Source organism: Bradyrhizobium sp. WSM1743, assembly GCF_000473065.1.
Lineage (GTDB): Bacteria > Pseudomonadota > Alphaproteobacteria > Rhizobiales > Xanthobacteraceae > Bradyrhizobium.
In genome coordinates, this window is record NZ_AXAZ01000008.1 from 1 (window position 1) to 26,891 (window position 26,891).

Sequence of the window (26,891 nt, forward strand, 5' to 3'; positions counted from 1 at the left end):
CGCTCACATAGTCATCGAGCGACGACGGAAACAGCGTGCTCTGCCCCCGATCCACCCCTTCAACAAAGCGCTTCATCAGATGCCCCGCAAAATCGCAGGAAATCTTATCGCCCGAATCACAGCAAACAGAGCCTTTTCACACGGCCTGGGTCAGAAGCAGAAAGACCTGGGCTCGGGCTGAGAAGTGACGCTATACCTCGTATTTGAACTGTTTGAATAACACCATTTGCAAAACTTTAAGTGATGATGCTCGGATGAGTTGGCTTATTGCCCTTGCATTTTTCGGCTTTTGTTGGTGGCGCGCGGCAAAAGCGCGCGAACGAGCTGCCGAACTCGCAGCGACTGGAATTGGGCGCTCACCACTATATTGGGTGTCGAACGCGCTAGTAGCTATTCTGTTGGCCCTCGTGCTGTACATCGCCCACATTCACCATCACTCGCCCGTACCGGCCTTCCTCTGGTTTGCCGCCCTGGCGATCATCGTGGCTTTACTCTTCCTGCGCCGTTCGTTGAAATGGCGCTACTCGATTTAGCTAGACTGCCGCAATTCTGCGCTTGGTCATGGCGGATAACACGAGCAACATCCCAACCGGACGGACCTATCTGGGGTTTGCCCTAGCTTGGACCGTCCTGCTTTTCTCAGTCTATCTGATTTGCATCGCTCTATTTGCCGCCGGTCGTTGGGAGATTGGCCTTCTCACTATCTTGTTCGTCGCCTACGGCTTTGTTCGACACAGCGTGCGGCTCGGCAGACGCGCGAAGCGGGGCCTTGTTCGCAGGCGGCAATGTCCGCTCGGGGTCAATTTCGACGGTTTGCCCCCGCCTCAGTACGTCCGGCCGCCTTCCAGTCACAGCCGACATGTTGACGACCCGTTGGGTCGTCGCGAAGTGGCACAAGCAGAGATTGCGCCTCATGAGATCGGGCCCTAGTCTGAGCTTCGGCAGCAGACGTGGCAGAGAATGCGGTCGGACATCTCGGTGGATCGGGATGTGGCAGGGTTTGGCGACCGTATCATGATGGGAGCGCGTCGCTGGCCCACTGTATTCGGAGCGCGATCACTTCGCAGGATTCGATAGGATTTCGAGCAGAATATGCGCAGAGCTTCGGCTGTTCTTTTGATGGTGTTGTTGATGTTGATGCGAAACGCTCTGGCCCAGCCCCTCACCGTCGACCCAGAATCGATCGTTCCGTTGCCGGACAAGTTCGACATGGAGACGCCGGCGCCAGACGTGCCGCCCGAGATTGCGCGCTTTCAGGGAGCGTGGATCGGAACCTGGCACGACGACAGACATATTCTCGTGGTCGAGCGCGTCAGGCCGGACGGGCATGCGAACGTGGTTTTCGCTCAGTCGGATTCGGCGTTCTACGGCACGAATCGCGAATGGTGGCGAGGCGAGGCGACGGTCGCCGAGGGCGTGCTGATCATGACGGGCTTTCGCACCTTCCGATACGCCTTCGATGGCCCCGACCGATTGTATCTGACCGCGACCATCGCGTCCGGCGTCGCTTCCGGCAACGTCACGTCCGGGGCACTGGTCCGGGCTGATCCAGTGCGGTTGGCCGCAGGTGAGCGGCCGGAGAATTGGCCCTGGCCCGGCGAGCGTCTCTCCCTCCCGCACCTCACGCTTCGTACACCGGACGGTGCGCGCCCCATCATGCTCGAGGCGACATTCTACCCGCCGGCCGGAACGGGACCGGCACCGCTCGCGATCATCACCCACGGCTCCGACGCCGGCCGCAATCAATTGCGGAGCTGGTCATTCGCCACCGAGGCCCATTGGCTGCGCGACAACGGCTTTGCCGTGCTGGTGTTCATGCGGCGCGGGCGCGGCATGTCCGAGGGCGTCAACGGCGAGGAAGATTTCGGGCGCGATCACGACGGCAGCCTCGTCGATGTATCGAAAGGAGTGACGCAAGCGGTTGAGGATCTTGAATCCGCCATTGCTTACGGCCGCAAACTGCCTGGCGTCCGGCCAGGGCCGGTGCTGCTCTTCGGCCAATCGCGCGGCGGTTTTCTCGCCATGCACTATGCAGGTCTTAAACCCGGTGAGGTTGTGGGCGTAGTGAATTTCGTGGGCGGCTGGTACCCGTACGGGCCGGTGACCACGCCCTATTACGCCATCGCTGGCCACGATGCCGCCGGCAACGTCCCGCAACTCTGGTTATACGCGGATAACGATCGTCTTTACCCCGAAGCCCTGATCCGAGAGTACCATCAGGCATTCGTCGCGGCCGGCGGCAACGGCGCTTCGAGCTTCTGCACGACGGCCATTTGCTACGGCTCTATCCCGACCGCTGGCGACCGATCGCCGACGAATTCCTTGCCTCGCTCAATCCACGGCGCCCCTGATGTGCCGCGCTTCTATGTCTGATCGATTTCCGGTCGACGAACAGGAGCCGCCCACTCGACCCAGGACTCACCACGGAGCGTGGCAACAGCGCCGGTGACATCTTCAGCCCCAAGAGCCGTGTTCAGCCCATGAAGTCGCGCCTGACTCCCATGGCTTCGCCAAATAGGCATTACAGATCACTCAATTCCGCCATGAGCGCCCTGGCGGCAAGCAGGTCAGGCGTTTCGAAACCTTCCGTGAACCATGCGTAAGTTGAGGCAAGGAGGGTCCGCGCATCGACGACTCTACCGTCGCCGCACCAGAGCCTCGCCAAACTGATAGCCGCACGCAGCTCCAAAGATTTTGCGCTTTGACCCCGCGCGATATTCAGCGCACTTTGGAAATAGGGTTCGACCTCGTCGGGGGAAGCGCCGCAACTGCTCCGCAGTTCGCCACCGATGCGTGAGAGTTCTGATTCCCACATATGTTCGCCGTTGCGCCCGACGAGATCCTCTGCTTCACCGAGAGCAGCGAAGCCCTTCTCGCCGGCACCGAGTTGCAGGTACGTCGAAGCGAGCATGGACAAGTATCGAACCTGGTACCAGCTGGCGCCCAGCTTATCCCGCGCATCTAGATTCTGCCGCATGAGCGTCAGGCCAATCTCGGCGTCACCTTCCTGTGCCATGGCCCACCCCCTCAGGATCAACCCGCTTAGGCGCCAGTAGCTCAAGCTGTGCTGATCGGCGAGGTCAATGACTGCATCCGCGTGCGCATGCGTGGCCGCCACGTCGCCCATCAGTTCTGCGGGCCCCGCCCCTCCATAGATCCTCACGTGGGCCGTGAGGTTGGTCTGGTTCAGCTCCGCAGCATAATCAAACGCGGCTCGGCTCGCCGCTTTGGCCTGCTCGGGGTAGCCGAGGAGCCAAAGCATTAAAGCCAAGTAGGGTAGCGCAGAAGCCTTTGGATCATGGATATAGTGAACAGGCGGCGGTCGGTGTACGCGCGGGTCATAGCGGCTCAATATCCATTCGAACTCGGAGCGCGCCGTTACAAAGTCGCCGGCGTACATAGCAGTGAGACCCGCCAATCGATGCGCGCTCATTTCAAGTGCTACGTTCCTGGTGTTCTCGGCGGCGCTTTGCGTCTCTGCGACCAGGTCCTGCATAGCGGCGTAGTCGCCTCTTACGAAATGGAAAATGAACTTGCCGCTAAGAGTGGCTAATAACGCGTCCGCGTCATCAAGCTCCTTGCACAGCGCGTGAGCCCTACTGAACGCGGTGCCGAGCTGCGGAGCGGTGTATCCGTAAATGGCGATCAGCGGGCCTCCAATGGCGGTCTGAAGTGCGAGTTCTTGGCGATCCCGATCTGGCCCGAGCGGGCACGACTTGAGTGCCTCAAGCCCTTTCGTGAGATGAGTAATGGCTTCGAGATTGGCGGAACGCCCGGCGGCGATCCGACCAGCCCGTAGCCAATACCCAACCGCTTTCTCCGCAAGCCCGGCCTCCGTGAGATGTAAAGCAATCATCTCCGGCTCCGCCTCCGCTCTGGCAGGGTAAGATTCTTGAAAGACCTCGGCGATGCGCGCATGGATCTGCTGCCGCCTGCTCTTCAAAAGGCTCTCGTGCGCGATGTCCTGTACCAGCGCATGTTTAAAGCTGTAGAGCACATCGGTAGCGACTCCACGTCGGAATATGAGTTCTGCCGCCAACAATTCATTGAGAGCGCGCTGGAGGGCGTCTTCATCGAGCGGCGTCACGGCTCTCAGAAGGTCGTGCCCAAACTCGCGGCCAATGCAGGCTGCTATCTGGGCGACTTCCTTCACCGGCGCCAACCGGTCGAGGCGCGCCATTAGCGAGTCCTGCAACGTCGTCGGGATCGCTAACGGCGGAAGTGGTCCCAACAGCTCGTATCGGCCGCCCCGGTCCTCGAGCAATCCGGATTCGATGACGGTCTTGGTGAGCTCCTCGACGAACAGCGGCACGCCATCGGTCTTGGCCAAGATCTGCTCGAGCACCTCGTGTGGAAGCAGTTTGCCGCCTGCGATCCGTTCGACCACGGCGGTGCCTTGCTTGCGGCCCAGCCGGCTCAAAAACAACGCTGTCACGTGCCCATGCCCCGTCCAGCGCGGAACGAACTCCGGTCGGAAGGTAACAATCATGAGGATTGGTAAGCGCTGCGCCTCGTCAACACCCCGATCGAGAAACTCGAGCATGCTGGGGTCCGCCCAGTGGACATCTTCGTAGATGGCTAGCAGCGGCTGCTTTTTCGATAGACCGCGTATCTGCTCCAACAAAGCCTGAAACGTTCGCTCCTTCTTCTGGTGTGGACTGAGCTCCAGTGGTGGGTATCGATCGCCGCCCGGTATGGCTAACAGATCCGCGAGAATCGCTGCGCTCTCCTGCACGTTTTCTGTTGCAAGCCTGATCATCGTTTCCAGCTTGTCGAGCTGTTCTTCCGGCGGCTCCCCCCGTCGTATTCCCGCTGCCCGTTCGAGCAGTCCAACAACAGGATATAGTGCGCTGTTGGTGTGAAACGGCGAACAGAAATGGCTCAGGCACGTATGCGGCACCTTCGCGAGTTGGTCGCGCAGCGCTCGCAGGAGGCGCGATTTGCCTATGCCAGGTTCGCCGCCGAGCAGAACGATCTGTCCCTCTCCCTCTTTTGCCTGCTCCCAGCGATCCAACAAGAGCGCGAGTTCCTGATCGCGTCCAACCAACACGGTTGTAGACACTCCGTGCTGGGCCTCGAAGCGACTCTCGGCGGCCCCCTCACCGAGGACGAGCCATGCTCGCACGGGTCCAGGGAAACCCTTGAGAGGGACCGTGCCTAGATCCTGGTACATGAAAGCTTCGCCGAGGAGGCGTCGGGTGGACTCCGCAATCACGACACCGCCAGGTTCGGCAACCCCCTGCAACCGAGCGGCAAGGTTTGGGGTCTCCCCGATCACCGGCCGCTCGCGAGCCTCTCCCTCACCAAATAGCTCACCGACGACGACCAGACCGGTTGCGATGCCAATCCGGGCGGAAAGTGCAGTACCGTCCGGACCGGCAAGGGCCGCGACCGCTTTCGTTACCCGAAGCGCAGCGCGAACCGCACGCTCGGCCTCATCTTCATGCGCGCGCGGCCAGCCGAAATAGGCGAGGACGCCGTCACCCAGGAATTTGGCGACGTGCCCCTCGAACCGAGTTATCTCGATGGAAACGGTGTTGTGATACGCCTGCATCATTTCACGCATCTCCTCGGGGTCGCGCCCCAAGGCGAGTGCGGTCGAGCCAACGAGATCGACAAACATGACCGTGAGCTGCCGACGGTCAGCTTCTGAGGCGAATGCAAGCTTCGTCTCGCCGGCCGGAGCAGTCGGTCCAGCAGCAACGGGAGCTTCCGCTGGAGCCCGTGCACAAATAGCCTTAAGCACCATCTTGCGCGGTCCGAGCGGTAAGCCAAGTTCCCGCAGGTCCGCTTCAGTAAGGTCTGGCAGGACCTCGGGCGTGATCTCCGCGTCCCGGAACGCCTGTGCGTAGCGTTCCAGCCCAAGGCCACGAAGCCAGTCCGCGATATTCACGCGATGCTCCTCGCGCGCTGTCAAGCGAACGGCCGGCTCAGTTGAAGGTATGTAACCTCAGTTTTAGCGAACCGTCCGCCTGACGCTCAAACACGTGCGTAGCGATGCCACCGGCGGCTTGGGCCGACCCATCCGCCTTCTTGCCGTTGGCGCTCCATTTTGCGGTGCTGTAGACGACCTTCTCGTCGCCACCGGCGTCAATGACTTCTAGATTGTGATCGGTGAACCCACCTGAAAAAAGCCCAGCAAAGAACTTCTCGATCTCAACCGGACCAGAGATGACTTCGTGGGTCGGTGGCAGCACCTTGGCATTCGAAACATAGGCTGCGGCGACAGCCTTCGCGTCAGCTTTGTTGAAAGCCGAATCCCAGGCAGCATAAGTCGCGGTAACTTCGGCTCTGACGTCGAGGCTCGCCGAGGGGGTCGTGTTCGCCATGATCCCTCCCTCAGGTTGGCCTTAATGGCCAGCATAATACTCCTGTCGAGTTGTCCAGGAAATCCGTAACGAACCGGAAGCAGCCAAGCGCGTGCCACGCCAGCGACTAACCGCAGGTCCGGTCAAAGGCGTCATTTGGACAGGCGCCCTGCCATTCAATGTCTCTGGAAGGTGCGGAGACCGTTCGCTGGCCGATCCAGACTTCGCCTTAGGGTCAAGCGCGTCGCTACGACCGCGCGGCGGTGACTTCCGGCCAAGGTTCAAGGCCCGCTTTTCGGCTGCTCCTTCTTTTTGGCGCGGATCGCGCTGGACCAGCACGACGGACGCCGAAGGCGTCTTCGTGCTTTACGAGCTGGAGCGATATGAGGTGCTCACGTCAAAGGGATATCTTGACCGGCTCAATGCGCCGACACCGTGGTCGACGAAGATGATGCCGCATCATCTCGGCATGGTCCGCAGCCAATGCCGGATCGTCGCGAGCTTTGGCGGGGGCGTGGCAAGTCGCGCTGCAAACAGCGAAAAAAAATCCAAGACGCATGTCGGATCGGCGGCTTCCCCGTCGTCCTCGTGACATGAATGGGTCATAGACGCCAAACTCGGGCCCATCAATCACTGAGGATAACAACCATGCCCAATACCGTCCGTCTGCACCGCGTTCTCGCCACCAGCCCGGAGAAAGTCTATCGCGCCTTTCTGGAGGCCGATGCGATGGCGAAATGGCTTCCGCCGAACGGCTTCACCTGCACCGTGCATCATCTCGAGCCCAAGGTCGGGGGTACGTTCAAGATGTCGTTCCGGAATTTCACCACGGGCAATGGCCATTCGTTCGGCGGTGAATATGTCGAGCTCGTGCCCGGCGAGCGCCTGCGCTACACCGACAAGTTCGACGATCCCAATCTGCCTGGTGTGATCGAGGTGACCGTGATCCTGAAAAAGGTTTCGGTGGGCACCGAGGTCGAGATCACGCAGTCCGGCCTGCCCGACGTCATTCCCGTTGAGGCCTGCTATCTCGGCTGGCAGGAATCACTGCGGAATCTGGCACGGCTCGTCGAGCCGGAGATTAATCAGTAGCGGCAAGCTGGATCACACCGCTGAAAGCGGCCATTCGCGGGTCGATCTGTTCGATCAGATGCGCGGATCTATCCACCTCGTCATTGCGAGCGTAGCGAAGCAATCCAGAGTCCCTCCGCAGAACGATTCTGGATTGCTTCGCTGCGCTCGCAATGACGGAGAATGAGGACCTCTCCGAGAGAACAACTCACGTAGAGTCTGCTTGCTGCAGAGCCTCATTGAACTGCGGCTGCCGCCGAAGCAGGTCGTCCCGCCGATTTCGAACGGTAGGTTACGAGCCGATCTTAGACTCGAGCCCCCCGCCCGCCGTCCATCGGTCCGGATCCGGACTGTGGCCGATCAGCGCGAGGCCATAGGCGATCGACTCGAACTGGTCGCCCGACATCAGCCGCTCGTTGCCGAACCGCTCGGCGAACAATTTTCGGACGGCCGGCACAAAGGACGTGCCGCCGGTCAGGAACACCTTCTCCACCTCGCGCGCGGTGATGCGGGCCTCGGCCAGCACCTTGTCGACGGTGGCCCCCAACCGTGCGATATCGTCGGCGATCCAGGATTCAAAGTTCTTCCGCGTGATGGCCGCGCCGATGTCGACGCCGCCACCCCTGAAGCGGAAGTCCACCTCATCCTGCGCCGACAGCGCGACCTTGGCATCGGACACCGCGCGGTACAGCGCAAAGCCGAGATCGAGATCGACGATGGTGATGAAGTCCTCGAGCAGATCAGGCTTCAGCGCGGTGCGCGCCAGCTCGCGGAGCTCACGCAGATCGCCGTTGCTCTTCATCATCGCGAGCTGATGCCAGCGCGCGAGGTTGGTGTAGTGGCCGCTCGGGACCGGCAGCACCTTGTCGAACGAGCGGAAGCTGGAGCCCTTGCCGAGCCGCGGCGAGACGATTTGGTCGACGATGCGATAGTCGAACGTGTCGCCGGCAATGCCGATGCCGGCGTGACCGAGCGGCTCGGCGCGAAGCGTGCCGCCCGCGCGCGAGAAACGCATCACCGAGAAGTCGCTGGTGCCGCCGCCGAAATCAGCAACCAGCACGGTGGCATCGCGCTCCAGCCTGCGGGCGAAGGAGAACGCCGCGCCCACGGGCTCGTAGACATAGCGCGCATGGCCGGCACCGAGCCGCTCGAAGGCGGCCCGGTAGCGCTGCATTGCCAGCACCTCGTCGGGATTGCCGCCGGCAAAGCGCACTGGGCGGCCGACCGTGATGCTCGCCGCCTCGAAGCCGAACTTCCCTCCACCATGGCGCGCCAGCGTCCGCAGGAACGCCGCCAAAATGTCCTCGAACTTGTAGCGCTGCCGGAAGACTTGCGTGGTGTTGAAGCTAGAGCTCGCCGCAAAGGTCTTGAACGACTGCAGGAAGCGGTAAACGTGGCGGCCTTCGAGAAACTGCTCGATCGCCCACGGACCGCCTTCGGCCTGGGCGCCGGCGCCCGGCCGGTCCTCCCAGAAGCACAGTGCCGACACGTAGACGCTGTGGCGCCGTCCGCCATGATCGAAGCGGATGGCCTCGACCCGGCGGTCGTCGGCCGCGAGGGCGACAACCGTGTTGCTGGTCCCAAAATCGATACCGATCGAGACGGCGGGCGAGGCGCTCGACATGAACCACTCTGACGGTTGATTGGATAAGGGGGCGGACCACTAGCGGCTTTGCATGGACCTGCCAAGGGCCCGGGCATTGCAGTGCGGCCGGAATCCGGACCGCTTGGGGTCAGGTCGCCCCTTCCGGCCCAGTGCTTCAGCCTGCTTTCGTGCCCGTTTGCTCGGGAGAGGCGCCCCGTGCGCCCGCGTCGGCAACTTTATGTCTGAAAGAGATCTTAATTCAGCATTATGCTGCGATGCGAAAGATTGAATGCTGCTATGCAAACAAAGCGATGGCGTTTGGCATCTGGTATACATAGATTGCCCCCGAAATGAGACAGCAAGGCTGACTGTCTCCAGAAAGGGATTTCCGATGTCCAAGACCGCTTCCGTTGCTCTCGCTCCCTCCTCCTCGCTGTTCGCCCGCCTGATGGCCGCGATCGACAGCTTCCTGATGGCGAGCGCCGAAATCTCGAATCACAACGGCGATTTGCCCCGTTTCGGCCTGTAAGAAGGCCTCGTTCGCCCGCCGCGCCGCGGGCTGACAGATCCGCAGACGCCAGGCTTGGTCAAAATGGCCCCGCTCGTCGGGGCCATTTTCTTTTCGTGTCCTTGCCCGGCCCGCGACCACAACTGCGACGATTGGTCCGCCGACGTGGCCCACCGATCCGATTGTTTGTTTGCTGGCATCTCGCATACCATTCGCCAACCAAGAACCATTGTGCAATCAAAAGTATAAGACGTGGAAACGTAGCGCAGGACGGGAGCAGCCGAGGAGCACGCGTGCTGCGAACCTTGGCGGAACCTTAGCCGAAAGAAGCGGATGCCGCGTGTTGTCCCTGCTCCTACAGTTTCTACCGGGACTGCCATGGGAGAATCGACCGCAAGGGTGACCCCGGGCATGTGACTCAAGATGGGCTGACGCAAGCCGACAAAGAGCGGCTGCGTCGAGGTTTCGACAGGGAGAGAAACAAGATGAAGCCATTCATCCTGAATGTCGCTTTGGCGGCAATCGCGATGTCATGCGCCAACGGCACCGCAAGCCGTGCCGCCTGGGAGCCGGCTCGTCCGGTCGAGTTCATCGTGCCCGCGGGCACCGGCGGCGGTGCCGATCAGATGGCACGCACCATCCAGGGCATCGTCACCAAGCACAATCTGATGAAGCAGCCTCTGGTCGTCATCAACAAGGCCGGCGGCGCGGGTGGTGAAGGCTTCCTCGATGTGAAGACGTCGTCGGGCAATCCGCACAAGATCATCATCACGCTGTCGAACCTGTTCACGACGCCGCTGGCCACGGGGATTCCGTTCAACTGGAAGGATTTGACTCCGGTCGCGATGCTGGCGCTCGACGAATTCGTGCTTTGGGTGAACGCCGAGAAGCCGTACAGCTCCGTCAAGGATTACGTCGACGCCGTGAAGAAGGCCCCAAGCGGCTCGTTCAAGATGGGCGGCACCGGCTCCAAGCAGGAAGACCAGATCATCACGGTCGGCATCGAGAAGGCGATCGATACGAAGTTCACCTATATTCCCTACAAGGGCGGCGGCGAAGTCGCCGTCCAGCTCGTGGGCAATCACGTCGATTCAACCGTCAACAATCCGATCGAGGCGGTCGCGCAATGGCGCGGCGGCAAGCTCCGTCCGCTCTGCGTTTTCGACGCCCAGCCCATGGCCTATGACGAGCCGATCGCCGATGGCAAGGCCTGGAAGGATATTCCGACCTGCAAGTCGCAGGGGCTTGCGATGGAATATCTCATGCTGCGCGGCATCTTCATGGCGCCCAAGGCCACGAAGGACCAGGTCGAATACTATGTCGAGCTGTTCAAGAAGGTGCGTGCCACGCCGGAATGGCAGGAGTTCATGAAGAGCGGCGCCTTCAACACGACCTTCCTGACTGGCGCCGACTACGCCAAGTGGGTCGAGGCGGAGGAGAAGCGCCACCAAGGCTTGATGAAGGAAGCCGGCTTCCTTTCGGGGAATTGACCCCGCGACATCGACGACGGCTGAGGATGCTGGTCGTCCTCACGTCTGCCGCGACCGCGAAAGACTGCGTTTCCGCCTGGAGGTCTCATGACTGAACGATCCGGATCCGAATCCGGTCCCGCCCACAAGACGCTGGAAATCGGCATAGCGCTGCTGATCGGCGTCTTCGGCCTCGTCGTGATCTTCGGCAGCCTGAAGGCCGGCATCAACTGGGGCGCGGAGGGTCCGCGTGCCGGCTTCTTCCCCTTCTATATCGGCGTCGCCATCGTCGGCGCGAGCGCCATCAACCTCTGGAGCGCGCGACGCGACGGCGATGGCCGGCTGTTCGCAGAATGGGGACAGCTGCGCCAGGTCATGAGCGTCGTCGTGCCGACCGCGATCTATGTCGGCGCGATGCCGTTCATCGGCCTCTACGTCGCCTCGATGGTCTTCATCGCCTGGTTCATGCGCTGGCTCGGCGGCTATCGCTGGCTGACGACCATTGCGGTCGCGGTCGGCATGCCGGTCCTGACCTATCTCGTTTTCGAGCGTTGGTTCCTGGTCCCGCTTCCCAAGGGTCCGTTCGAGGAATGGCTCGGCCTGTAAGAGCCGCGCCGTCATTTTCGTCACTGCTGCAGGACGTATCGATATGGAAGAGTTGGCCAATTTGTTTCACGGCTTCGCGGTCGCCCTGCAGCCCTACAACATCATGCTGATGATCATCGGCATCACGCTCGGCGTCATCATCGGCGTGCTGCCGGGACTAGGAGGTGCCAACGGCGTGGCGATCCTGCTTCCCCTGACCTTCAGCATGCCCCCGACATCGGCGATCATCATGCTGTCCTGCATCTATTGGGGCGCATTGTTCGGCGGCGCCATCACCTCGATCCTCTTCAACATACCCGGCGAGCCATGGTCGGTGGCGACCACGTTCGACGGCTATCCGATGGCGCAACAGGGCAGGCCCGGCGAAGCGCTGACGGCGGCCTTCACCTCCTCCTTCGTGGGCGCGCTGTTCGCCGTCATCATGATCACGCTCGTCGCGCCCCTCGTCGCGGGCTTCGCGCTGCGATTTGGCCCCGCGGAGAAGTTCGCGGTGTACTTTCTCGCCTTCTGCAGCTTCGTCGGCCTCAGCAAGGAGCCGCCGTTCAAGACCATCGCGGCGATGATGATGGGCTTCGCGCTCGCGGCGGTCGGCCTCGATTCGATCACGGGACAATTGCGGCTGACCTTCGGTGTCACCGAGCTGCTCAACGGCTTTGACTTTCTGATCGCCGTGATCGGCCTGTTCGGCATCGGCGAGATCCTGCTGACCATGGAGGAAGGGTTGGCGTTCCGCGGCGGCACTGCGACCATCAACCTTCGCGTGGTGCTTCAGACCTGGCGGGAGTTGCCGGCCTATTGGATGACCTCGCTGCGCTCCTGCCTGATCGGATGCTGGATGGGCGTCACGCCCGCCGGCGCAACGCCGGCCTCCTTCATGAGCTACGGCATCGCCAAGCGCCTGGCGCGACGCGGCAACAATTTCGGCAAGGGCGAGATCGAGGGCGTGATCGCGCCGGAGACGGCCGCGCATGCCGCCGGCACCTCCGCGCTGCTGCCGATGCTCTCGCTCGGCGTGCCGGGCTCTCCGACCGCCGCCGTCCTGCTCGGCGGATTGTTGATCTGGGGCCTGCAGCCCGGCCCCATGCTGTTCGTCGAGCAGAAGGAATTCGTCTGGGGCCTGATCGCGTCGATGTATCTCGGCAATCTCGCCGGCCTCCTCGTCGTGCTCACCTGCGTGCCGATCTTCGCCGCGATCCTCCGCGTGCCGTTCGGCATCATCGCGCCGCTCATCCTGGTGCTCTGCGCGATCGGCGCCTATTCGGTGCACAACAGCACCTTCGACGTGATGCTGATGCTGGTGTTCGGCGTGCTCGGCTATCTCCTGAAGAAGTGCAACTACCCGCTCGCCCCGCTGGTGCTCGCCATCGTGCTCGGCGACAAGGCCGAGGAAGCCTTTCGCCAATCGCTGCTGGGATCGCAGGGATCGCTCGGCGTGTTCTTCTCCAACGGCCTCGTCAGCACGATCATGGCGCTCGGTCTGGTCGCCCTGTTCTGGTCCGCGATCCAAGAAGGCTACAGCCGGCTGCGCACGGCGATGGCGTGAAGCCCGTAATTCGCGCCCTGCCAAACCGTCGCAGGTCCGACTTCTGGAATAAAGAATTCCAGGAATTGCGCGGTCGCCGATCGACCGCGCGTCGGCGCGCTTGGACAAGCGCGCGCGTGGAAAATCTCCGAGCGCATACGCTTTCAACAGCGACCTGCGGCATCGCCGAACCAAGGAAAAGCGCCACAAAACCAATAATTTGGATGGGATCAGCCACAATCGCCGCTGGCACGCCGACCGCGATTGGGGCTTTACAATCCGGCGCTCACGGCGCATGTGAACAGATCCGCGTTATTTCGCCGCACCTCCCGTCCATCGCTTGAATCTTGGCATAATGCATACCAGGATGCCCCTCAGCGCATGCATAAAAATGATCGGCGCGTTCGGGAGGGTTTTTAATGACGGACATGGTGCAGTCGGCTGCGGCTCCTAGTGTCGCACGCGTGAGCGATGCTTATCGCTGGGCGCAATTGGCCATCGGCGTAGGCGCGATGGTGATGATCGCCAACTATCAATATGGCTGGACGTTCTTCGTCCCTGACATCCAGAAGACGTTCGGCTGGGATCGCGCCTCGATCCAGTGGGCTTTCACCCTTTTCGTTTTGTTCGAAACCTGGCTGGTGCCGGTCGAAGGATGGTTCGTCGACAAATACGGCCCGCGCATCGTGGTGCTGGTCGGCGGCGTGCTCTGCGCCCTCGGCTGGGCGATCAACGCGCAGGCCACCTCGCTCAACGGCTACTATCTCGGCATGATCATCGCCGGCATCGGCGCTGGCGGCGTCTACGGCACCTGCGTTGGCAACGCGCTGAAGTGGTTTCCGGACAAGCGCGGTCTTGCTGCGGGCATCACAGCGGCGGGCTTCGGTGCGGGCTCTGCGCTGACCGTCGCGCCGATTCAGGCCATGATCAAGGACAGCGGCTTCCAGACCACCTTCCTCTATTTCGGCCTCGGGCAAGGCATCATCATCTGCCTCCTCGCCTTCTTCCTGCTCGCGCCCAAAGCGGGGCAGGTGCCGAACGTGGTGGCGAATGCCAATCTGCTGCAGACCCGCCGCAACTACCAGCCGACCGAGGTGCTGCGTCAGCCGATCTTCTGGCTGATGTACTTCATGTTCGTGATCGTCGGTGCCGGCGGGTTGATGGTGACGGCGAACCTGAAGCCGATCGCAGCCGACTGGAAGGTCGACAACGTGCCGGTCACGCTGATGGCGGTGACGATGACGGCGGTGACCTTCGCGGCCACGATCGACCGCGTGCTCAACGGCCTGACGCGTCCGTTCTTTGGCTGGATCTCCGACATGATCGGCCGCGAGAACACGATGTTCATCGCCTTCGGCATGGAAGGGCTCGGCATCTGGATGCTCTACCTCTGGGGCCACGACCCGATCTGGTTCGTGCTGCTCTCGGGCTTCGTGTTCTTCGCCTGGGGTGAGATCTACTCGCTGTTCCCCTCGACCTGCACCGACACGTTCGGCGCCAAGTTCGCGACCACCAATGCCGGCCTGCTCTACACCGCGAAGGGCACCGCCGCGCTGCTGGTGCCGATCGCCAACTACATGCAGCAGTCGTCGGGCACCTGGGACAGCGTGTTCATCATCGCCGCCGGCGCCAACATCCTGGCTTCGCTGCTGGCTATCGCCCTGCTCAAGCCCTGGCGCAAGATCGTGGTCGCGAAATCGACCCTCTGACCCGCCCGACCACAGCTCGCGAGCACGACGCCCGGCCTCACGGCCGGGCGTTTTCGTTTTGCACGAAGGTCCCGCGCGCCCGTAAGGCCCCGGGCGGAACCGCGCATTTTTGTTGAACAGGGAGCCAAGATAGGGCTTGCAATCTGGGATATCGTATACCAAGCTCCGCGCCGCGCCTGCGACGATAAGCCACAATATTTGCGACATCAGGTCATCTTGGCAATCTGATGTGCGACCAGACAGGCGCGTTGGGAGGTTCTTGATGATTTCCAGCCCGGATGGCGCCGTCACCGCCGCGCCGCTTCGCACCGGTTTCCGTTGGCTCCAGCTCGGCATGGGCATCGTCTGCATGGCGATGATCGCCAATCTGCAATATGGCTGGACGCTGTTCGTCGATCCGATCGACGCCGCCCATCATTGGGGGCGCGCCGCGATCCAGCTCGCTTTCACCATCTTCGTCATCACCGAGACCTGGCTGGTGCCGGTCGAGGCCTGGTTCGTCGACAAATACGGCCCGCGCATCGTGGTCATGTTCGGCGGCGCGATGATCGCGCTCTCGTGGATCCTCAACTCCTATGCCGACACCCTCACCCTGCTCTACACTGCTGCGATCATCGGCGGCATGGGCGCGGGCGCGGTGTACGGTACCTGCGTCGGCAACGCGCTGAAATGGTTTCCCGACCGCCGCGGCCTCGCCGCCGGCGCGACCGCCGCCGGCTTTGGCGCCGGCGCCGCGCTCACGATCGTGCCGATCGCGAGCATGATCGTCTCGAGCGGCTATCAGCACGCGTTCCTCACCTTCGGCATCGGCCAAGGTCTCATCGTGTTCGTGCTCGCCTTCTTCATCCAGCCGCCGCGCCTCGCCATCCCGCCGAAGAAGAAGCAGCTCAATCTGCCGCAGACCAAGATCGACTTCACGCCGCCGCAGGTGCTGCGCAGCCCTGTTTTCTGGGTGATGTATCTCGTCTTCGTCATGGTCGCATCGGGCGGGCTGATGACCGCGGCGCAGATCGCCCCGATCGCGCACGACTTCAAGATCGCCGACACGCCGGTGACGCTCGCCGGCTTCCAGATGGCGGCGCTGACCTTTGCGATCTCGCTCGACCGCATCCTCGACGGCTTCGGGCGTCCCTTCTTCGGCTGGGTCTCCGACACGATCGGCCGCGAGCCCACCATGTTCATCGCCTTCGGCACCGCCGCCTTGATGCTGCTGACGCTGTCAGCCTATGGCCACGTGCCTGTCGTCTTCGTGCTGGCGACTGCGGTCTATTTCGGCGTCTTCGGCGAGATCTACTCGCTGTTCCCCGCGACCTGCGGCGATACCTTCGGTGCGAAGTTCGCAACCACCAACAACGGCATGCTCTACACCGCGAAGGGCACGGCCTCCCTGCTCGTCCCACTCGCGAGCGTGATCTCGACCGCCTATGGCTGGAAGGCCGTGTTCGTGGTGGCGGTGGCACTGAACGCAACGGCGGCGCTGATGGCGCTGTTCGTGATCAAGCCGCTGCGCCGCTCCTTCATCCTCGGCAAGGAAGCCGAGAGCGTCAGCACGGCAACCGGCAACGCCAAGACCGAGACGGCGTAAGCCGCCACACGCTTTCGCAGGCCTGAGAAGGGGCGCAGCGATGCGCCCTTTCTTTTGGACCGGCGACAAACGTCAGTGTTCCTGTCGCAAGATTTTTCGGATCAGCCAAATCCAACGCTTGACGATTGGCATTATGTATACCACACTTCTCTCAAACTTCACCCAGGGAGGTTGCAATGCTGGTCGGAGACATTCTGCGCAAGAAGACGCCGCGCGTTGTCACGGTGCGTATGAACGAAACGGTGGGGATCGCGGCCAAGCTGATGCGTGCCAACAATATCAGCGCGCTGGTGGTCAAGGACGTGGTCCGCTCCGAGGGCAACACCGCGGTCGGCATGTTCACCGAGCGTGACGTGGTGCGCGCCGTCGCCGAGCACGGCGCGGGTGCCGTCAACGTCAAGGTCTCGCAGCTGGTCTCGGTGCAGCAGCTGGTGTCCTGCACCTCCCAGGACACGATCGAGCACGTCCGCCATCTGATGAACCGTCATCACATCCGTCACCTGCCCGTGATCGACGATTACAGCCTCGTCTCGGTCATCAGCATGCGCGACATCGCCGCCGCGGTCGACGAGGCCGCCAACTCGACGCCGCAAGCAGCCTGACGCGTCGACTCGCTTTCCGAACTGCAGCCACGGAAAAGTTGCGCCCCCTCTCCCGCTTGCGGGAGAGGGGGGGAGAGGGTGTCTCCGCTGGGGAGACCCCCCAAGAGGATAGAGCCCTCACCCGCCGCGCTCGGGACGATGCTCCGCATCGCCCGGGGCGCGCCGACCTCTCCCGCAGGCGGGAGAGGTGCAGGGAGCCCGTTGCCTGATCGATCCAACCAACTGCCAAATTTGGTCCCGCGAGGATTTCATGAAGATCTGCATCTACGGCGCCGGCGCGATCGGCGGATATCTCGGGGTTCAGCTCGCGCGCGCGGGCGCCGATGTCAGCCTGGTCGCGCGTGGCGCGCACCTCGCGGCCATGCGCGAGCGCGGCCTGACGCTGCTTGCGGGCGAGGAGAAGCACACCGTGCATCCGCGCTGCACCGACGATCCCGCCGAGCTCGGCGTGCAGGACTTCATCATCGTCACGCTGAAGGCGCATTCGATCACCGGCGTGATCGAAAAGATGCAGCCGCTGCTCGGCCCCCACACCCGCATCGTCACCGCCGTCAACGGCATCCCCTATTGGTATTTCTACAAGCACGGCGGCCAATACGAGAATTCGACGCTGGAGAGCATCGATCCCGGCGGCCGGCAGTGGCGCAAGCTAGGGGCCGAGCGCGCCATCGGCTGCATCGTCTATCCCGCCACCGAGATCGAGGCGCCCGGCGTGATCCGCCACGTCTACGGCAACAATTTTCCGCTCGGCGAGCCCTCCGGCGAGATCACCTCCGACGTGCAGCGCCTCGCCTATCTCTTCGTCGCGGCCGGTCTGAAGGCCCCGGTGCTCGACCGCATCCGCGACGAGATCTGGCTCAAGCTCTGGGGCAATGTCTGCTTCAATCCGATCAGCGCCCTGACCCACGCCACGCTCGACGTGATCTGCACCGATCCGGCGACGCGCGCGCTGTCGCGTGCGATCATGATGGAGACGCAGGCGATCGCAGAGACCTTCGGCGTCAAATTCCGCGTCGACGTCGAGCGCCGCATCGAGGGCGCCCGCAAGGTCGGCGCGCACAAGACCTCGATGCTGCAGGATCTCGAGCGCGGCCGTCCGATGGAGATCGACCCGCTCGTCACCGTGGTGCAGGAGATGGGCCGCCTCACCGGCATCCCGACGCCCGCGCTCGACTCGGTGCTGGCAATGGTGACCCAGCGCGCCCGCATTGCCGGCCTCTATGACGGGGTCTCGACGCCATCAGATCCGCGCGCACTGGCGGTGGCGTGATGACGGACCAGATCAAGCACTGGCTGCGCTTCCGCCATGCCGGCGCAACCGGCTTCGGCACGCTGACCCCATCAGGCATCAGCGTGCATGAGGGCGAGATGTTCGGCCGCAACGCCGCTACCGGCAAGACGCTGGCGCTCTCGGAGGTCGAGCTGCTCGCGCCCTGCCTGCCCAGCAAGATCGTCGCGCTCTGGAATAATTTTCACGCGCTCGCGGCCAAGCTGAACCAGCCCGAGCCGCCGGAGCCGCTCTATCTCTTGAAGGCCACCACCAGCATCGCCGCACCCGGCGCGGTGATCCGCCGCCCGTCCTATTACGACGGCAAGACCACCTATGAGGGCGAGCTCGGCATCGTCATCGGCAGGACCTGCGCCCGCGTGTCGCCTGGCGAAGCAGACAGCTTCATCTTCGGCTACACCTGCGTCAACGACATCACCGCCAACGACATCCTGACCCGCGACCCCACCTTCCCGCAATGGGCCCGCGCCAAGGGCATCGACGATTACGGCCCGTTCGATCCCGTGATCGCCACCGGCCTCGATCCGGCCAAGCTCACGGTCCGCACCATCCTCAACGGCGCGGAGCGGCAGAACTATCCGATCTCGGACATGATCTTCAGCGCGCAGGAGCTGGTCAGCAGGATCTCCCACGACATGACCCTGCTGCCCGGCGACCTCATCGCGGTCGGTACCTCCGTCGGTGTCGGCGTGATGAAGGAGCCCGTCAACACGGTGACGGTGGCGATCGACGGCATCGGCGAGCTCACCAACGAGTTTCGGCTGTAGCCGAGAGCACAGTGGCGTAGACATCCGGGACCCCCACGAACACCCCGGATGTCGCTGCGCTCATCCGCGTTACGACACTGCCGATGGCGCTCTGAAACATCCAGACACATCACATCTGCGCGCGCCCGACATATGCCGCCAACATGTCCCGGGCGTGCCGCAACTTGGACGCATTCGGCCGCCCTTCTGTGAGGCGTGTCTGGGGGCACGGCACTGCCGTGTTTGGACCAAACCTTCTAGGGGTATGACTGTGAAGAAGATTGTAATTGCTCTGGGTGCTACGCTTGCTCTGGTGACGGCCGCGAATGCTGCGGATTTGCCGCGCCGCCAGCCTGTGCCGGTTTATCCGGGCGAGCAGGCGCCGATCGGCAAGATGCCGATTGGCAAGAGCCCGGTTGGAAAGGCCCCGATCGGCAAGGCGCCCGGCCCGGTCGCAGCGCGCTACTGACGCGCAATACGAATCTGCATAAGCGGCCGAGAGTCGAGGGCACAGCGTGAGGTACAAACCTGATCGATCGGGATCCTGCATCCTCGCGGGCTTCGCGCTCGCGGCCATGATCGCATGCACGATGCCCTCAGCCTCGGCCCACGAGGCGAACAAGCGCGTTGCCGACGCGAACGCGCTTGCCACGACCGACACCTCATCACGGCCGGCGCCGCAAGCAACGCGGCGTCCGCTCGCACGTGCGGAGAAGGGTCCCTACTACGTCGACTTCCGCGCCCGCACGGCCGCGAGCTGGGGCCATGCCTTCGTCTGGTATGGCAAGACCAGCGAGAAGGCGGTCGAGGTCGCGGGCCTCACGCCGGCGGGCGACACGCTCGCTTATGTGCTCGGTCACATCACCTTTGTGCCATCCGAGACCGGCGCAAGCTACGGCGATCTCGATCCGGAATATCTGACCGCGAGCTACCGCGTCTATCTCAACGAGGCCGACGCCAAACGCGTGTTCGCCTACATCAAGAAGCTGCAGGCGAACTCGCCGGTGTGGAACGCCGAGACCACCAACTGCACCGGGTTCATCGGCGACATCGCCGAGTTCATGGGCTTGCAGGTCCCCAACCGCTGGCAGCGCCCGGAAAACTTCGTCAACCGCCTGAAGGAAATGAATGGCGGCCGGCAGATGGTGCGGCTGTCGGCGGAGTAGCCGAAGACCTGTAGCCTCGCCCCTACCTCCCATCATTTCGGATTGCCTGTCCGTGCCCCGGATGCAGCGCAGCGTCTCTTCGACGGTGCGCTGCAGAGCCGGGGCCCATCTCTCAGGAGCATCCGCGGGCGCATGGGTCCCGGCTCAGCGCCGCAACGTGAAGAACGTTGCAGCGCGTCCGGGACACGAGACCGACTGGCGCCGTCACATGCGGGCCCCATCCAATTATCCGCCGCACGGAATCTCTTCGCCCCTCGCATGATCGCCCCACGCCGGCGCAATAGACATTTCCCGATCCCGGCGGCATCCTCCCCGCCATCAACTGATAACAGAGCGCCACAGCGGCCGGGGGAAACAGGTCATGTTGCAGACACGGTTCACCAAACTCGTCGGCGTCCAGCACCCGATCATCCAGGGCGGCATGCAATGGGTCGGACGGGCCGACCTGGTCGCGGCGGTCGCGAATGCCGGCGCGCTCGGCTTCATCACCGCGTTGACCCAGCCGACGCCGGAGGACCTCACCAAGGAGATCGCGCGCTGCCGCGACCTCACCGACAAGACGTTCGGCGTCAACCTCACCATCCTGCCCGCGATCAAGCCGCCGCCTTATGCCGAGTACCGCGCCGCCATCATCGAGAGCGGCATCAAGGTGGTCGAGACCGCCGGCAACAAGCCGCAGGAGCATGTCGACGAGTTCAAAAAGCACGGCGTCAAGGTCGTGCACAAATGCACCAGCGTCCGCCACGCGCTCTCGGCCGAGCGCATGGGCGTCGACGCCATCTCGATCGACGGGTTCGAATGCGCCGGCCATCCTGGCGAGGACGACACGCCCGGTTTGATCCTGATCCCGGCCGCCGCCAACAAGATCAAGATCCCGATGATCGCCTCGGGCGGCTTTGCCGATGCCCGCGGCCTCGTCGCGGCGCTGGCGCTGGGTGCCGACGGCATCAACATGGGCACCCGCTTCATGGCCACCAAGGAGAGCCCGATCCACCAGCTCATCAAGGAGAAGATCGTCGCCAATGACGAGCGCGAGACCGAGCTGATCTTCCGCACCATGCGCAACACCTCGCGCGTGGCCAAGAACGTGATCTCGACCAAGGTCGTCGCGATGGAAAAGGAAGGCGCCAGGTTCGAGGACATCCGCGAGCTGGTTGCCGGCGCCCGCGGCAAGATGGTCTATGCCACCGGGAATTCCGACGAGGGCATCTGGTCGGCCGGCCAGGTGCAGGGCCTGATCCAGGACATCCCGAGCTGCGCCGAGCTGGTCTCCCGCATCGTGCGCGAGGCGGAGGCGATCATCCGCGGCCGGCTGGAAGGCATGATCGTTCAGCCGCAACGCGAAGCTGCTGAATAAACTCGCTGAAGTGATTTGAACACGGCACCCGCCGCGCCGAAAGTGCGCTCCCTCGCCCCGTTCTTACGGGGAGAGGGTTGGGGTGAGGGGCTCTCTCCACGCGGGTGGTGACAGTTGGACTCGCGAAGACTCCCCCTCACCCGCAATTTGCTCCGCAAATTCCGGCCTCTCCCCGCAAACGGGGAGAGGCGAAGAGCGGCCCCGCTCTTCATCTACGATCTCAACTGAGTCCGAGGTAAGACATGAAAGCCTACGTCTATGGCCCTGATGGCGCGAGGATTTCCGACGTCGCTCAACCAAAACCGAAAGGCACGCAGGTCCTCGTCCGCGTGCGCGCCTGCGGGCTGAACCGTGCCGACACCGGCATGCGCAAGGGCCACGCCCACGGCGCGGCCGGCGGCGTCGGCACCGTGCTCGGTATGGAATGGGCCGGCGAAGTTGCCGAGCTCGGGCCGGATGCGAAGGGCGTCAAGGTCGGCGACCGCATCATGGGCTCGGGCAGCGCGGCGTTTGCCGAATACACGTTGGCCGATCACGGCCGGTTATTCCCCGCACCCTCGAACATGAATTTCGAGGAGGCCGCCACCCTCCCCGTTGCGCTCGCGACCATGCACAACGCCGTCGTCACCGTCGGCGGGGTGCAACCGGGGCAAGCCGTGCTGATCCAGGGCGCCAGCTCCGGCGTCGGCCTGATGGCGATGCAGATCGCCAGGCTCAAAGGCGCCAAGCTCGTGATCGGCTCGTCGACGGATGCCTATCGCCGCGGCCGGCTGAAGGACTATGGCGCCGATCTCGCCGTCGACAGCTCCGATCCGAAATGGGTCGACGAGGTGCTGAAGGCGACGAACGGCGAAGGCGTCGATCTCATCGTCGACCAGGTCTCCGGCAAGGTCGCAAGCCAGAACCTCGCCGCGACGAAGATCTTGGGCCGCATCGTCAATGTCGGCCGGCTCGGTGGCACCCACGCCGACTTCAACTTCGACCTGCATGCGGCCCGCCGCATCGACTATGTCGGCGTCACCTTCCGTACCCGCACCATCGAGGAGGTCCGCGAGATCTTTGCGGAGGTCCGCAAGGACATCTGGGGCGCGGTGGAAGCGCGCAAGCTGCAGCTGCCGATCGACAAGGTGTTCGCGTTCGACGACATCGACAAGGCGTTCGAGCATATGGAGGCGAACAAGCATCTGGGGAAAATCGTCTTGACGTTATAGGAGCCATCGTCATTCCGGGGCGGCTCTAAGAGCCGAACCTCAGGTGCGCAACTGCGCACCGGGGAATCTCGAGATTCCGGGTTCGCCTTCGGCGCCCCGGAATGACGGGCGAGGAAGCACCCCGCTCCTGCAAATCACTCGCGACAACAGCTGTGGATCATCACTTGATGTCCCCCGCCGGGCTGCTACATCCCCGGCATGACCTCCCAGCACGACAAGACCTCGGTCGCCGCGATCTCGATCTTCGCCAGCGGCGGCATGGCGGCGGCCAAGTTCGTGGTCGGGATCGCGATCGGCTCGCTGGCGCTGATCTCCGAGGCCCTGCATTCCTCGATCGACCTGGTCGCGACCATCATCACCTGGGCGGTGGTGCGGGTATCGGACAAGCCGGCGGACGAGGAGCACCATTACGGCCACGGCAAGCTGGAAAGCATCTCTGCGCTCGGCGTCACCGCCCTGCTCTACGTGCTCGCCGGCGGCATCCTGGTCGAGGCCTATAGCCGGCTGCGCGAGGGAACCCCGCCGCCGACGATTTCGGCCGTGCCGTTCGTGGTGCTGGTGATCGATATCGCCGTCAATCTCTGGCGCGCCCGCGCGCTGCATCGTGCCGCGCGGGAGACCAGGAGCCAGGCACTGGCGGCGGATGCGCTGCATTTTGCCTCCGACGTCATGGGCTCGCTCGCCGTGATCGTTGGCCTGGTCCTCGCCGGGCTCGGCTTCTGGTGGGGCGACGCCGCGGCGGCCGCCGCGGTTGCCGTGATGATCGCAGCGCTCGGCCTGCGCATGGCCGGCTCGACCGTGCAGACGCTGGTCGACCGCGCTCCGGAGGGCGCGCAGGAGAAGGCCACCGCCGCAATCCGTGGCGTACCGGGCGTGATCGACGTCGATCGCTTGCGCGTGCGCATGGTCGGAGCGACCACGTTCATCGACACCATCGCGAAGGTGCCGCGGACCTATCCGATTGACCGTGTCGAGGACATCAAGCGCAACGCGCAAGCCGCGGTCGATAAGGCGTTCGGCGATGCCGACCTCACCTTCACCGCGGTGCCGGTCGCGCGCGACAACGAGACCGTGCGCGACCGCATCATGGTGATCGCGCGCAATTCCGGGCTCGCCATCCATCACGTCACGGTGCACGATCTCGGCGCCAAGCTGATCGTCGGCATCGACCTCGAGGTCGATGCCGACATGCCGCTCGAGGCCGCCCACGACATCGCCAACACGCTGGAGCGCAACATCCAGGAGGAGTTCGGCGAGGACGTTGAGGTCGACGTTCACATCGAGCCGCTGGAACCGGAACTGCCGTTCGGCGTCGACGCCGCGCCGGAGAGGGTGCAGACCATCGCCGCCGCGCTGGCCGAATTCGCCGGCGAAGGCGAGATCCACGACATCCATAATGTGCGCGTCCGCAACACCGACGCCGGCGAGATCGTCAATTTCCACTGCCGCGCTGCGCCGTCGATGAGCGTGATCAAGGTGCACGAGCGTGTGGACGCGATCGAGCGCGCATTGCGGCGTGCGTTCCCGAGCGTGAAGCGCGTCATCAGTCACGCCGAACCGCCGCGTGCGCGATGAGATTGTGTGGAGAGTCACACGTTCTCGTTTCGGACTCGTTGCGCCCGTGAGTTTGCGGACACCCGATGCACAAACTGCGCGTTGGATAAGAATAATTTCGCGTTAACGATTCGTTGACTCTCGACAGCCCGCGAAAACTGGATTCAAATCAGTGTGATTCGGAAGCGACGTGGGGCCGCTTCCGGACTTCAGTTGCAAGCAGGTTTTCAGGGGGCCGAAGGCATGTCGCGTGCAGACGCCGCGAGCGCGTGCGTCCAATCCGATTCGATCAAGGGATTGGCGCAATCGATCGCGAAACCTGCCTATCACCGGCTCCTGATCGCGGAGCCGGCGCTGCGCCGCGCAGTGCCGACGCTCATCATCGCCTTCCTGATCACGATCTGCCTCGGCGCGTTCGTGCAAGTGGTCGACCAGACGCGCCAGAAGCGGCTGGTGATCCGCCACGACATTTCGGCACTCGCCGACCTGCTCGCCGAGCGCATCGATCGCCTCGCCTCGATCCGCCAGGAGCGGCTCAAGACCATCGAGAGCCTGCCGACGCTGCTGCCCGATCTCATTCCGTCCTGGGCCACGGCCTCGGGCCGCCACGTCATCGTCACCTCTGCCGGCATCGACCGCCGTATCCTCGCCCGCATCCCGGTCGACAGCGACCCGGTCGGCAACGACCGCCTGCTCGATGCGATCACGACCGCGCAGCTGATCGCCGCGCCGCCACGCGACGGCAACATCGCCGACATGACGCTGCCGAGCGGCAACATCGCGATGGCGACCTCACGGCAGATCAAGTCACTCCCCGGCTTCGTCACCGTGATCCAGGAGCGCAACGAGCCGATCTGGGGCTCGGACGCCGCGCTCTCGGTGACGCTGTCGGCGACCACCGGCTTCGTCGTCCTGATCCTCGGCTTCGCCTTCCACTGGCAGTCGACCCGCGCCCGCGAGGGCGACCTCATCAACGACGCCGTGCGCGGCCGCATCGACACCGCGCTCAACCGCGGCCGCTGCGGGCTGTGGGACTGGGATCTGTCGCGCGGCCGGATCTTCTGGTCGCAGTCCATGTTCTCGATGCTCGGCCTCGACGGCCGCCACGAGCTCCTCACCTTCGGCGAGGTCAACGCGCTGGTGAAGTCCGACGACATCGACCTGTTCGCGATCGCCGACCAGCTCATCTCCGAGAAGATCGACCACATCGACCAGACCTTCCGCATGCAGCATGTCGACGGCCACTGGATCTGGCTCCGCGTCCGCTGCGAGAAGACGCGCGGGGCGACTGATTCCAGCGTGCACCTGATCGGGATCGCCGTCGACATCACCGAGCAGAAGAGCCTTGCGGAAAAGACCGTGGAAGCCGACCTCCGCCTGCGCGATGCGATCGAGACCATTCCTGAGGCGTTCGTGCTGTGGGATGCGAGCGACCGCCTGGTGCTCTGCAACTCGCACTTCCAGCGCCTGCACAAGCTGCCCGACACGGCCGTCATTCCCGGCACCTCCTACGAGACCGTGCTCGAGGTCGGCCGCATGCCGGAGGTGCGCACCCGCCACAACGAGACCGCTGCCCAAGGCCCCGGCGCGCGCACCTTCGAGGCACAGCTCGACGACGGCAGCTGGCTGCACATCAGCGAGCGCCGCACCAAGGACGGCGGTTACGTCTCGGTCGGAACCGACATCACCCGCATCAAGGAGCACGAGCAGAAGCTGGTCGACAACGATCTGCGCCTGCGGGCCACCGTCATCGACCTCAAGCGCTCGCAGGCAGCGCTGGAGCGCCAGGCGGTCGAGCTCGCCGACCTCGCCGAGAAGTACCAGCGCGAGAAGACCCGCGCCGAGGAAGCCAACCAGACCAAGTCGAAATTCCTCGCCAATATGAGCCACGAGCTGCGCACGCCGCTCAACGCCATCATCGGCTTCTCCGAGATCATGGGCTCGGGCATGTTCGGCGAGCTCGGAAGCGAGAAGTACCAGGAATACTGTCAGGACATCCTGACCAGCGGCCACTATCTGCTCGAGGTCATCAACGACATCCTCGACATGTCCAAGATCGAAGCCGGCCGCATGAAACTCGACATGGAAGAGCTCGATCTCTCGAAGACGCTCGCTGAATCCTTACGGGTTGTCACCGGCCGGGCGCAGGACAAGCACCTGACGCTGGACGCCGACATCGCAAAATCCATCTCGGTCGTCGCCGACCGCCGCGCCACCAAGCAGATCATCGTCAACCTGCTCTCCAACGCCGTGAAGTTCACGCCCGACGGCGGACGTGTCGTGGTGCGCAGCCGGCAGCTTGACGACAGGATCGTGCTGATGATCGCCGACACCGGCATCGGCATCGCGCCGCATTCGCTGGCGCGGCTCGGGCGCCCGTTCGAGCAGGTCGAGAGCCAGCTCACCAAGACCTATCACGGCTCGGGCCTCGGCCTCGCGATCGCCCGCTCGCTGGCGCAGCTCCACGGCGGCTCGATGCGGCTGCGCTCGAAAATCGACGTCGGCACCGTCGTGCGCGTGACCCTGCCGCGCGACGCGATCAAGGCGGCGTCCGGGATATCGGCTGCGGCTTAAACTTCGATTTAGAGCTGCATCGCTTTGGGT

General features: G+C 63.5%; 23 protein-coding genes. 20 read left to right on the forward strand and 3 right to left on the reverse strand.

What is annotated here, in order from left to right:
* The 3 genes from YU9_RS49545 to YU9_RS41050 form a co-directional block, all read left to right on the forward strand.
* Nucleotides 1-181 (forward strand): hypothetical protein (locus tag YU9_RS49545; protein WP_210163510.1); only part of this gene is annotated, 181 nt, incomplete at its 5' end.
* A gap of 73 nt (nucleotides 182-254) precedes the next feature.
* A complete protein-coding gene (locus YU9_RS0106155; RefSeq protein ID WP_027571998.1) occupies nucleotides 255-533 on the forward strand; it encodes a hypothetical protein in 279 nt (92 codons plus the stop codon).
* Between the two features lie 559 nt (nucleotides 534-1,092).
* On the forward strand, nucleotides 1,093-2,373 hold the full coding sequence (locus YU9_RS41050; protein WP_245266313.1) for a S9 family peptidase: 1,281 nt from the start codon (nucleotides 1,093-1,095) through the stop codon (nucleotides 2,371-2,373).
* Between the two features lie 148 nt (nucleotides 2,374-2,521).
* Here YU9_RS41050 and YU9_RS0106170 read toward each other — a convergent pair whose 3' ends face one another.
* Nucleotides 2,522-5,893, reverse strand: a complete 3,372-nt coding sequence (locus YU9_RS0106170; RefSeq protein ID WP_027572000.1) for an adenylate/guanylate cyclase domain-containing protein — start codon at nucleotides 5,891-5,893, stop codon at nucleotides 2,522-2,524.
* A 37-nt stretch (nucleotides 5,894-5,930) separates the two neighbouring features.
* A complete protein-coding gene (locus YU9_RS0106175; RefSeq protein WP_027572001.1) occupies nucleotides 5,931-6,329 on the reverse strand; it encodes a nuclear transport factor 2 family protein in 399 nt (132 codons plus the stop codon).
* A gap of 340 nt (nucleotides 6,330-6,669) precedes the next feature.
* Between YU9_RS0106175 and YU9_RS45470 the strand changes: the two genes are divergently transcribed.
* Nucleotides 6,670-6,900 (forward strand): hypothetical protein, encoded by a 231-nt coding sequence (locus YU9_RS45470; protein ID WP_027572002.1) that lies wholly within the window; start codon nucleotides 6,670-6,672, stop codon nucleotides 6,898-6,900.
* A gap of 56 nt (nucleotides 6,901-6,956) precedes the next feature.
* Nucleotides 6,957-7,400: an SRPBCC family protein gene (locus YU9_RS0106185; protein ID WP_027572003.1), complete on the forward strand. Its 444-nt coding sequence runs from the start codon at nucleotides 6,957-6,959 to the stop codon at nucleotides 7,398-7,400.
* Nucleotides 7,401-7,671: 271 nt separating this feature from the next.
* Here the strand turns inward: YU9_RS0106185 and YU9_RS0106190 are convergent, their stop codons facing one another.
* The gene (locus YU9_RS0106190; RefSeq protein ID WP_027572004.1) at nucleotides 7,672-9,003 is read right to left on the reverse strand and encodes an Hsp70 family protein; all 1,332 of its coding nucleotides are present in this window, start codon (nucleotides 9,001-9,003) and stop codon (nucleotides 7,672-7,674) included.
* Between the two features lie 352 nt (nucleotides 9,004-9,355).
* Between YU9_RS0106190 and YU9_RS48885 the strand changes: the two genes are divergently transcribed.
* The 15 genes from YU9_RS48885 (at nucleotide 9,356) to YU9_RS0106265 (ending at nucleotide 26,861) form a co-directional block, all read left to right on the forward strand.
* Nucleotides 9,356-9,493, forward strand: coding sequence for a hypothetical protein (locus YU9_RS48885; protein WP_167406555.1), 138 nt, complete (start codon nucleotides 9,356-9,358; stop codon nucleotides 9,491-9,493).
* Between the two features lie 464 nt (nucleotides 9,494-9,957).
* Nucleotides 9,958-10,962 carry a tripartite tricarboxylate transporter substrate-binding protein gene (locus YU9_RS0106200; protein ID WP_027572005.1) on the forward strand — a complete coding sequence of 335 codons (1,005 nt, stop codon included), beginning with the start codon at nucleotides 9,958-9,960 and terminating at the stop codon, nucleotides 10,960-10,962.
* 87 nt (nucleotides 10,963-11,049) lie between these two features.
* Complete coding sequence (locus YU9_RS0106205) at nucleotides 11,050-11,547, forward strand: tripartite tricarboxylate transporter TctB family protein (protein ID WP_027572006.1); 498 nt, start codon at nucleotides 11,050-11,052, stop codon at nucleotides 11,545-11,547.
* 43 nt (nucleotides 11,548-11,590) lie between these two features.
* Nucleotides 11,591-13,090 (forward strand): tripartite tricarboxylate transporter permease, encoded by a 1,500-nt coding sequence (locus YU9_RS0106210; RefSeq protein ID WP_027572007.1) that lies wholly within the window; start codon nucleotides 11,591-11,593, stop codon nucleotides 13,088-13,090.
* A gap of 398 nt (nucleotides 13,091-13,488) precedes the next feature.
* Nucleotides 13,489-14,778 (forward strand): oxalate/formate MFS antiporter, encoded by a 1,290-nt coding sequence (oxlT, locus tag YU9_RS0106215; RefSeq protein ID WP_027572008.1) that lies wholly within the window; start codon nucleotides 13,489-13,491, stop codon nucleotides 14,776-14,778.
* Nucleotides 14,779-15,040: 262 nt separating this feature from the next.
* Entirely contained in the window at nucleotides 15,041-16,363 is a 1,323-nt protein-coding gene (gene oxlT, locus YU9_RS0106220; RefSeq protein WP_027572009.1) for an oxalate/formate MFS antiporter, read from the forward strand.
* A gap of 176 nt (nucleotides 16,364-16,539) precedes the next feature.
* On the forward strand, nucleotides 16,540-16,965 hold the full coding sequence (locus YU9_RS0106225; RefSeq protein WP_027572010.1) for a CBS domain-containing protein: 426 nt from the start codon (nucleotides 16,540-16,542) through the stop codon (nucleotides 16,963-16,965).
* A gap of 250 nt (nucleotides 16,966-17,215) precedes the next feature.
* Nucleotides 17,216-18,235: a 2-dehydropantoate 2-reductase gene (locus YU9_RS0106230; protein WP_027572011.1), complete on the forward strand. Its 1,020-nt coding sequence runs from the start codon at nucleotides 17,216-17,218 to the stop codon at nucleotides 18,233-18,235.
* Nucleotides 18,235-19,020 (forward strand): fumarylacetoacetate hydrolase family protein, encoded by a 786-nt coding sequence (locus tag YU9_RS0106235; RefSeq protein WP_036017105.1) that lies wholly within the window; start codon nucleotides 18,235-18,237, stop codon nucleotides 19,018-19,020. The genes YU9_RS0106230 and YU9_RS0106235 overlap by 1 nt, the downstream gene beginning before the upstream one ends.
* A gap of 244 nt (nucleotides 19,021-19,264) precedes the next feature.
* A complete protein-coding gene (locus YU9_RS0106240; RefSeq protein ID WP_036017107.1) occupies nucleotides 19,265-19,468 on the forward strand; it encodes a hypothetical protein in 204 nt (67 codons plus the stop codon).
* A 46-nt stretch (nucleotides 19,469-19,514) separates the two neighbouring features.
* Entirely contained in the window at nucleotides 19,515-20,165 is a 651-nt protein-coding gene (locus YU9_RS0106245; protein ID WP_027572014.1) for a hypothetical protein, read from the forward strand.
* Nucleotides 20,166-20,490: 325 nt separating this feature from the next.
* Nucleotides 20,491-21,522, forward strand: coding sequence for a nitronate monooxygenase family protein (locus tag YU9_RS0106250; protein WP_256375865.1), 1,032 nt, complete (start codon nucleotides 20,491-20,493; stop codon nucleotides 21,520-21,522).
* A gap of 242 nt (nucleotides 21,523-21,764) precedes the next feature.
* Entirely contained in the window at nucleotides 21,765-22,733 is a 969-nt protein-coding gene (locus YU9_RS0106255; RefSeq protein ID WP_027572016.1) for a zinc-binding dehydrogenase, read from the forward strand.
* 198 nt (nucleotides 22,734-22,931) lie between these two features.
* On the forward strand, nucleotides 22,932-24,308 hold the full coding sequence (locus tag YU9_RS0106260) for a cation-efflux pump (RefSeq protein WP_027572017.1): 1,377 nt from the start codon (nucleotides 22,932-22,934) through the stop codon (nucleotides 24,306-24,308).
* A 222-nt stretch (nucleotides 24,309-24,530) separates the two neighbouring features.
* Entirely contained in the window at nucleotides 24,531-26,861 is a 2,331-nt protein-coding gene (locus YU9_RS0106265; RefSeq protein WP_027572018.1) for a PAS domain-containing sensor histidine kinase, read from the forward strand.
* The last annotated feature ends 30 nt before the right edge of the window (nucleotides 26,862-26,891 follow it).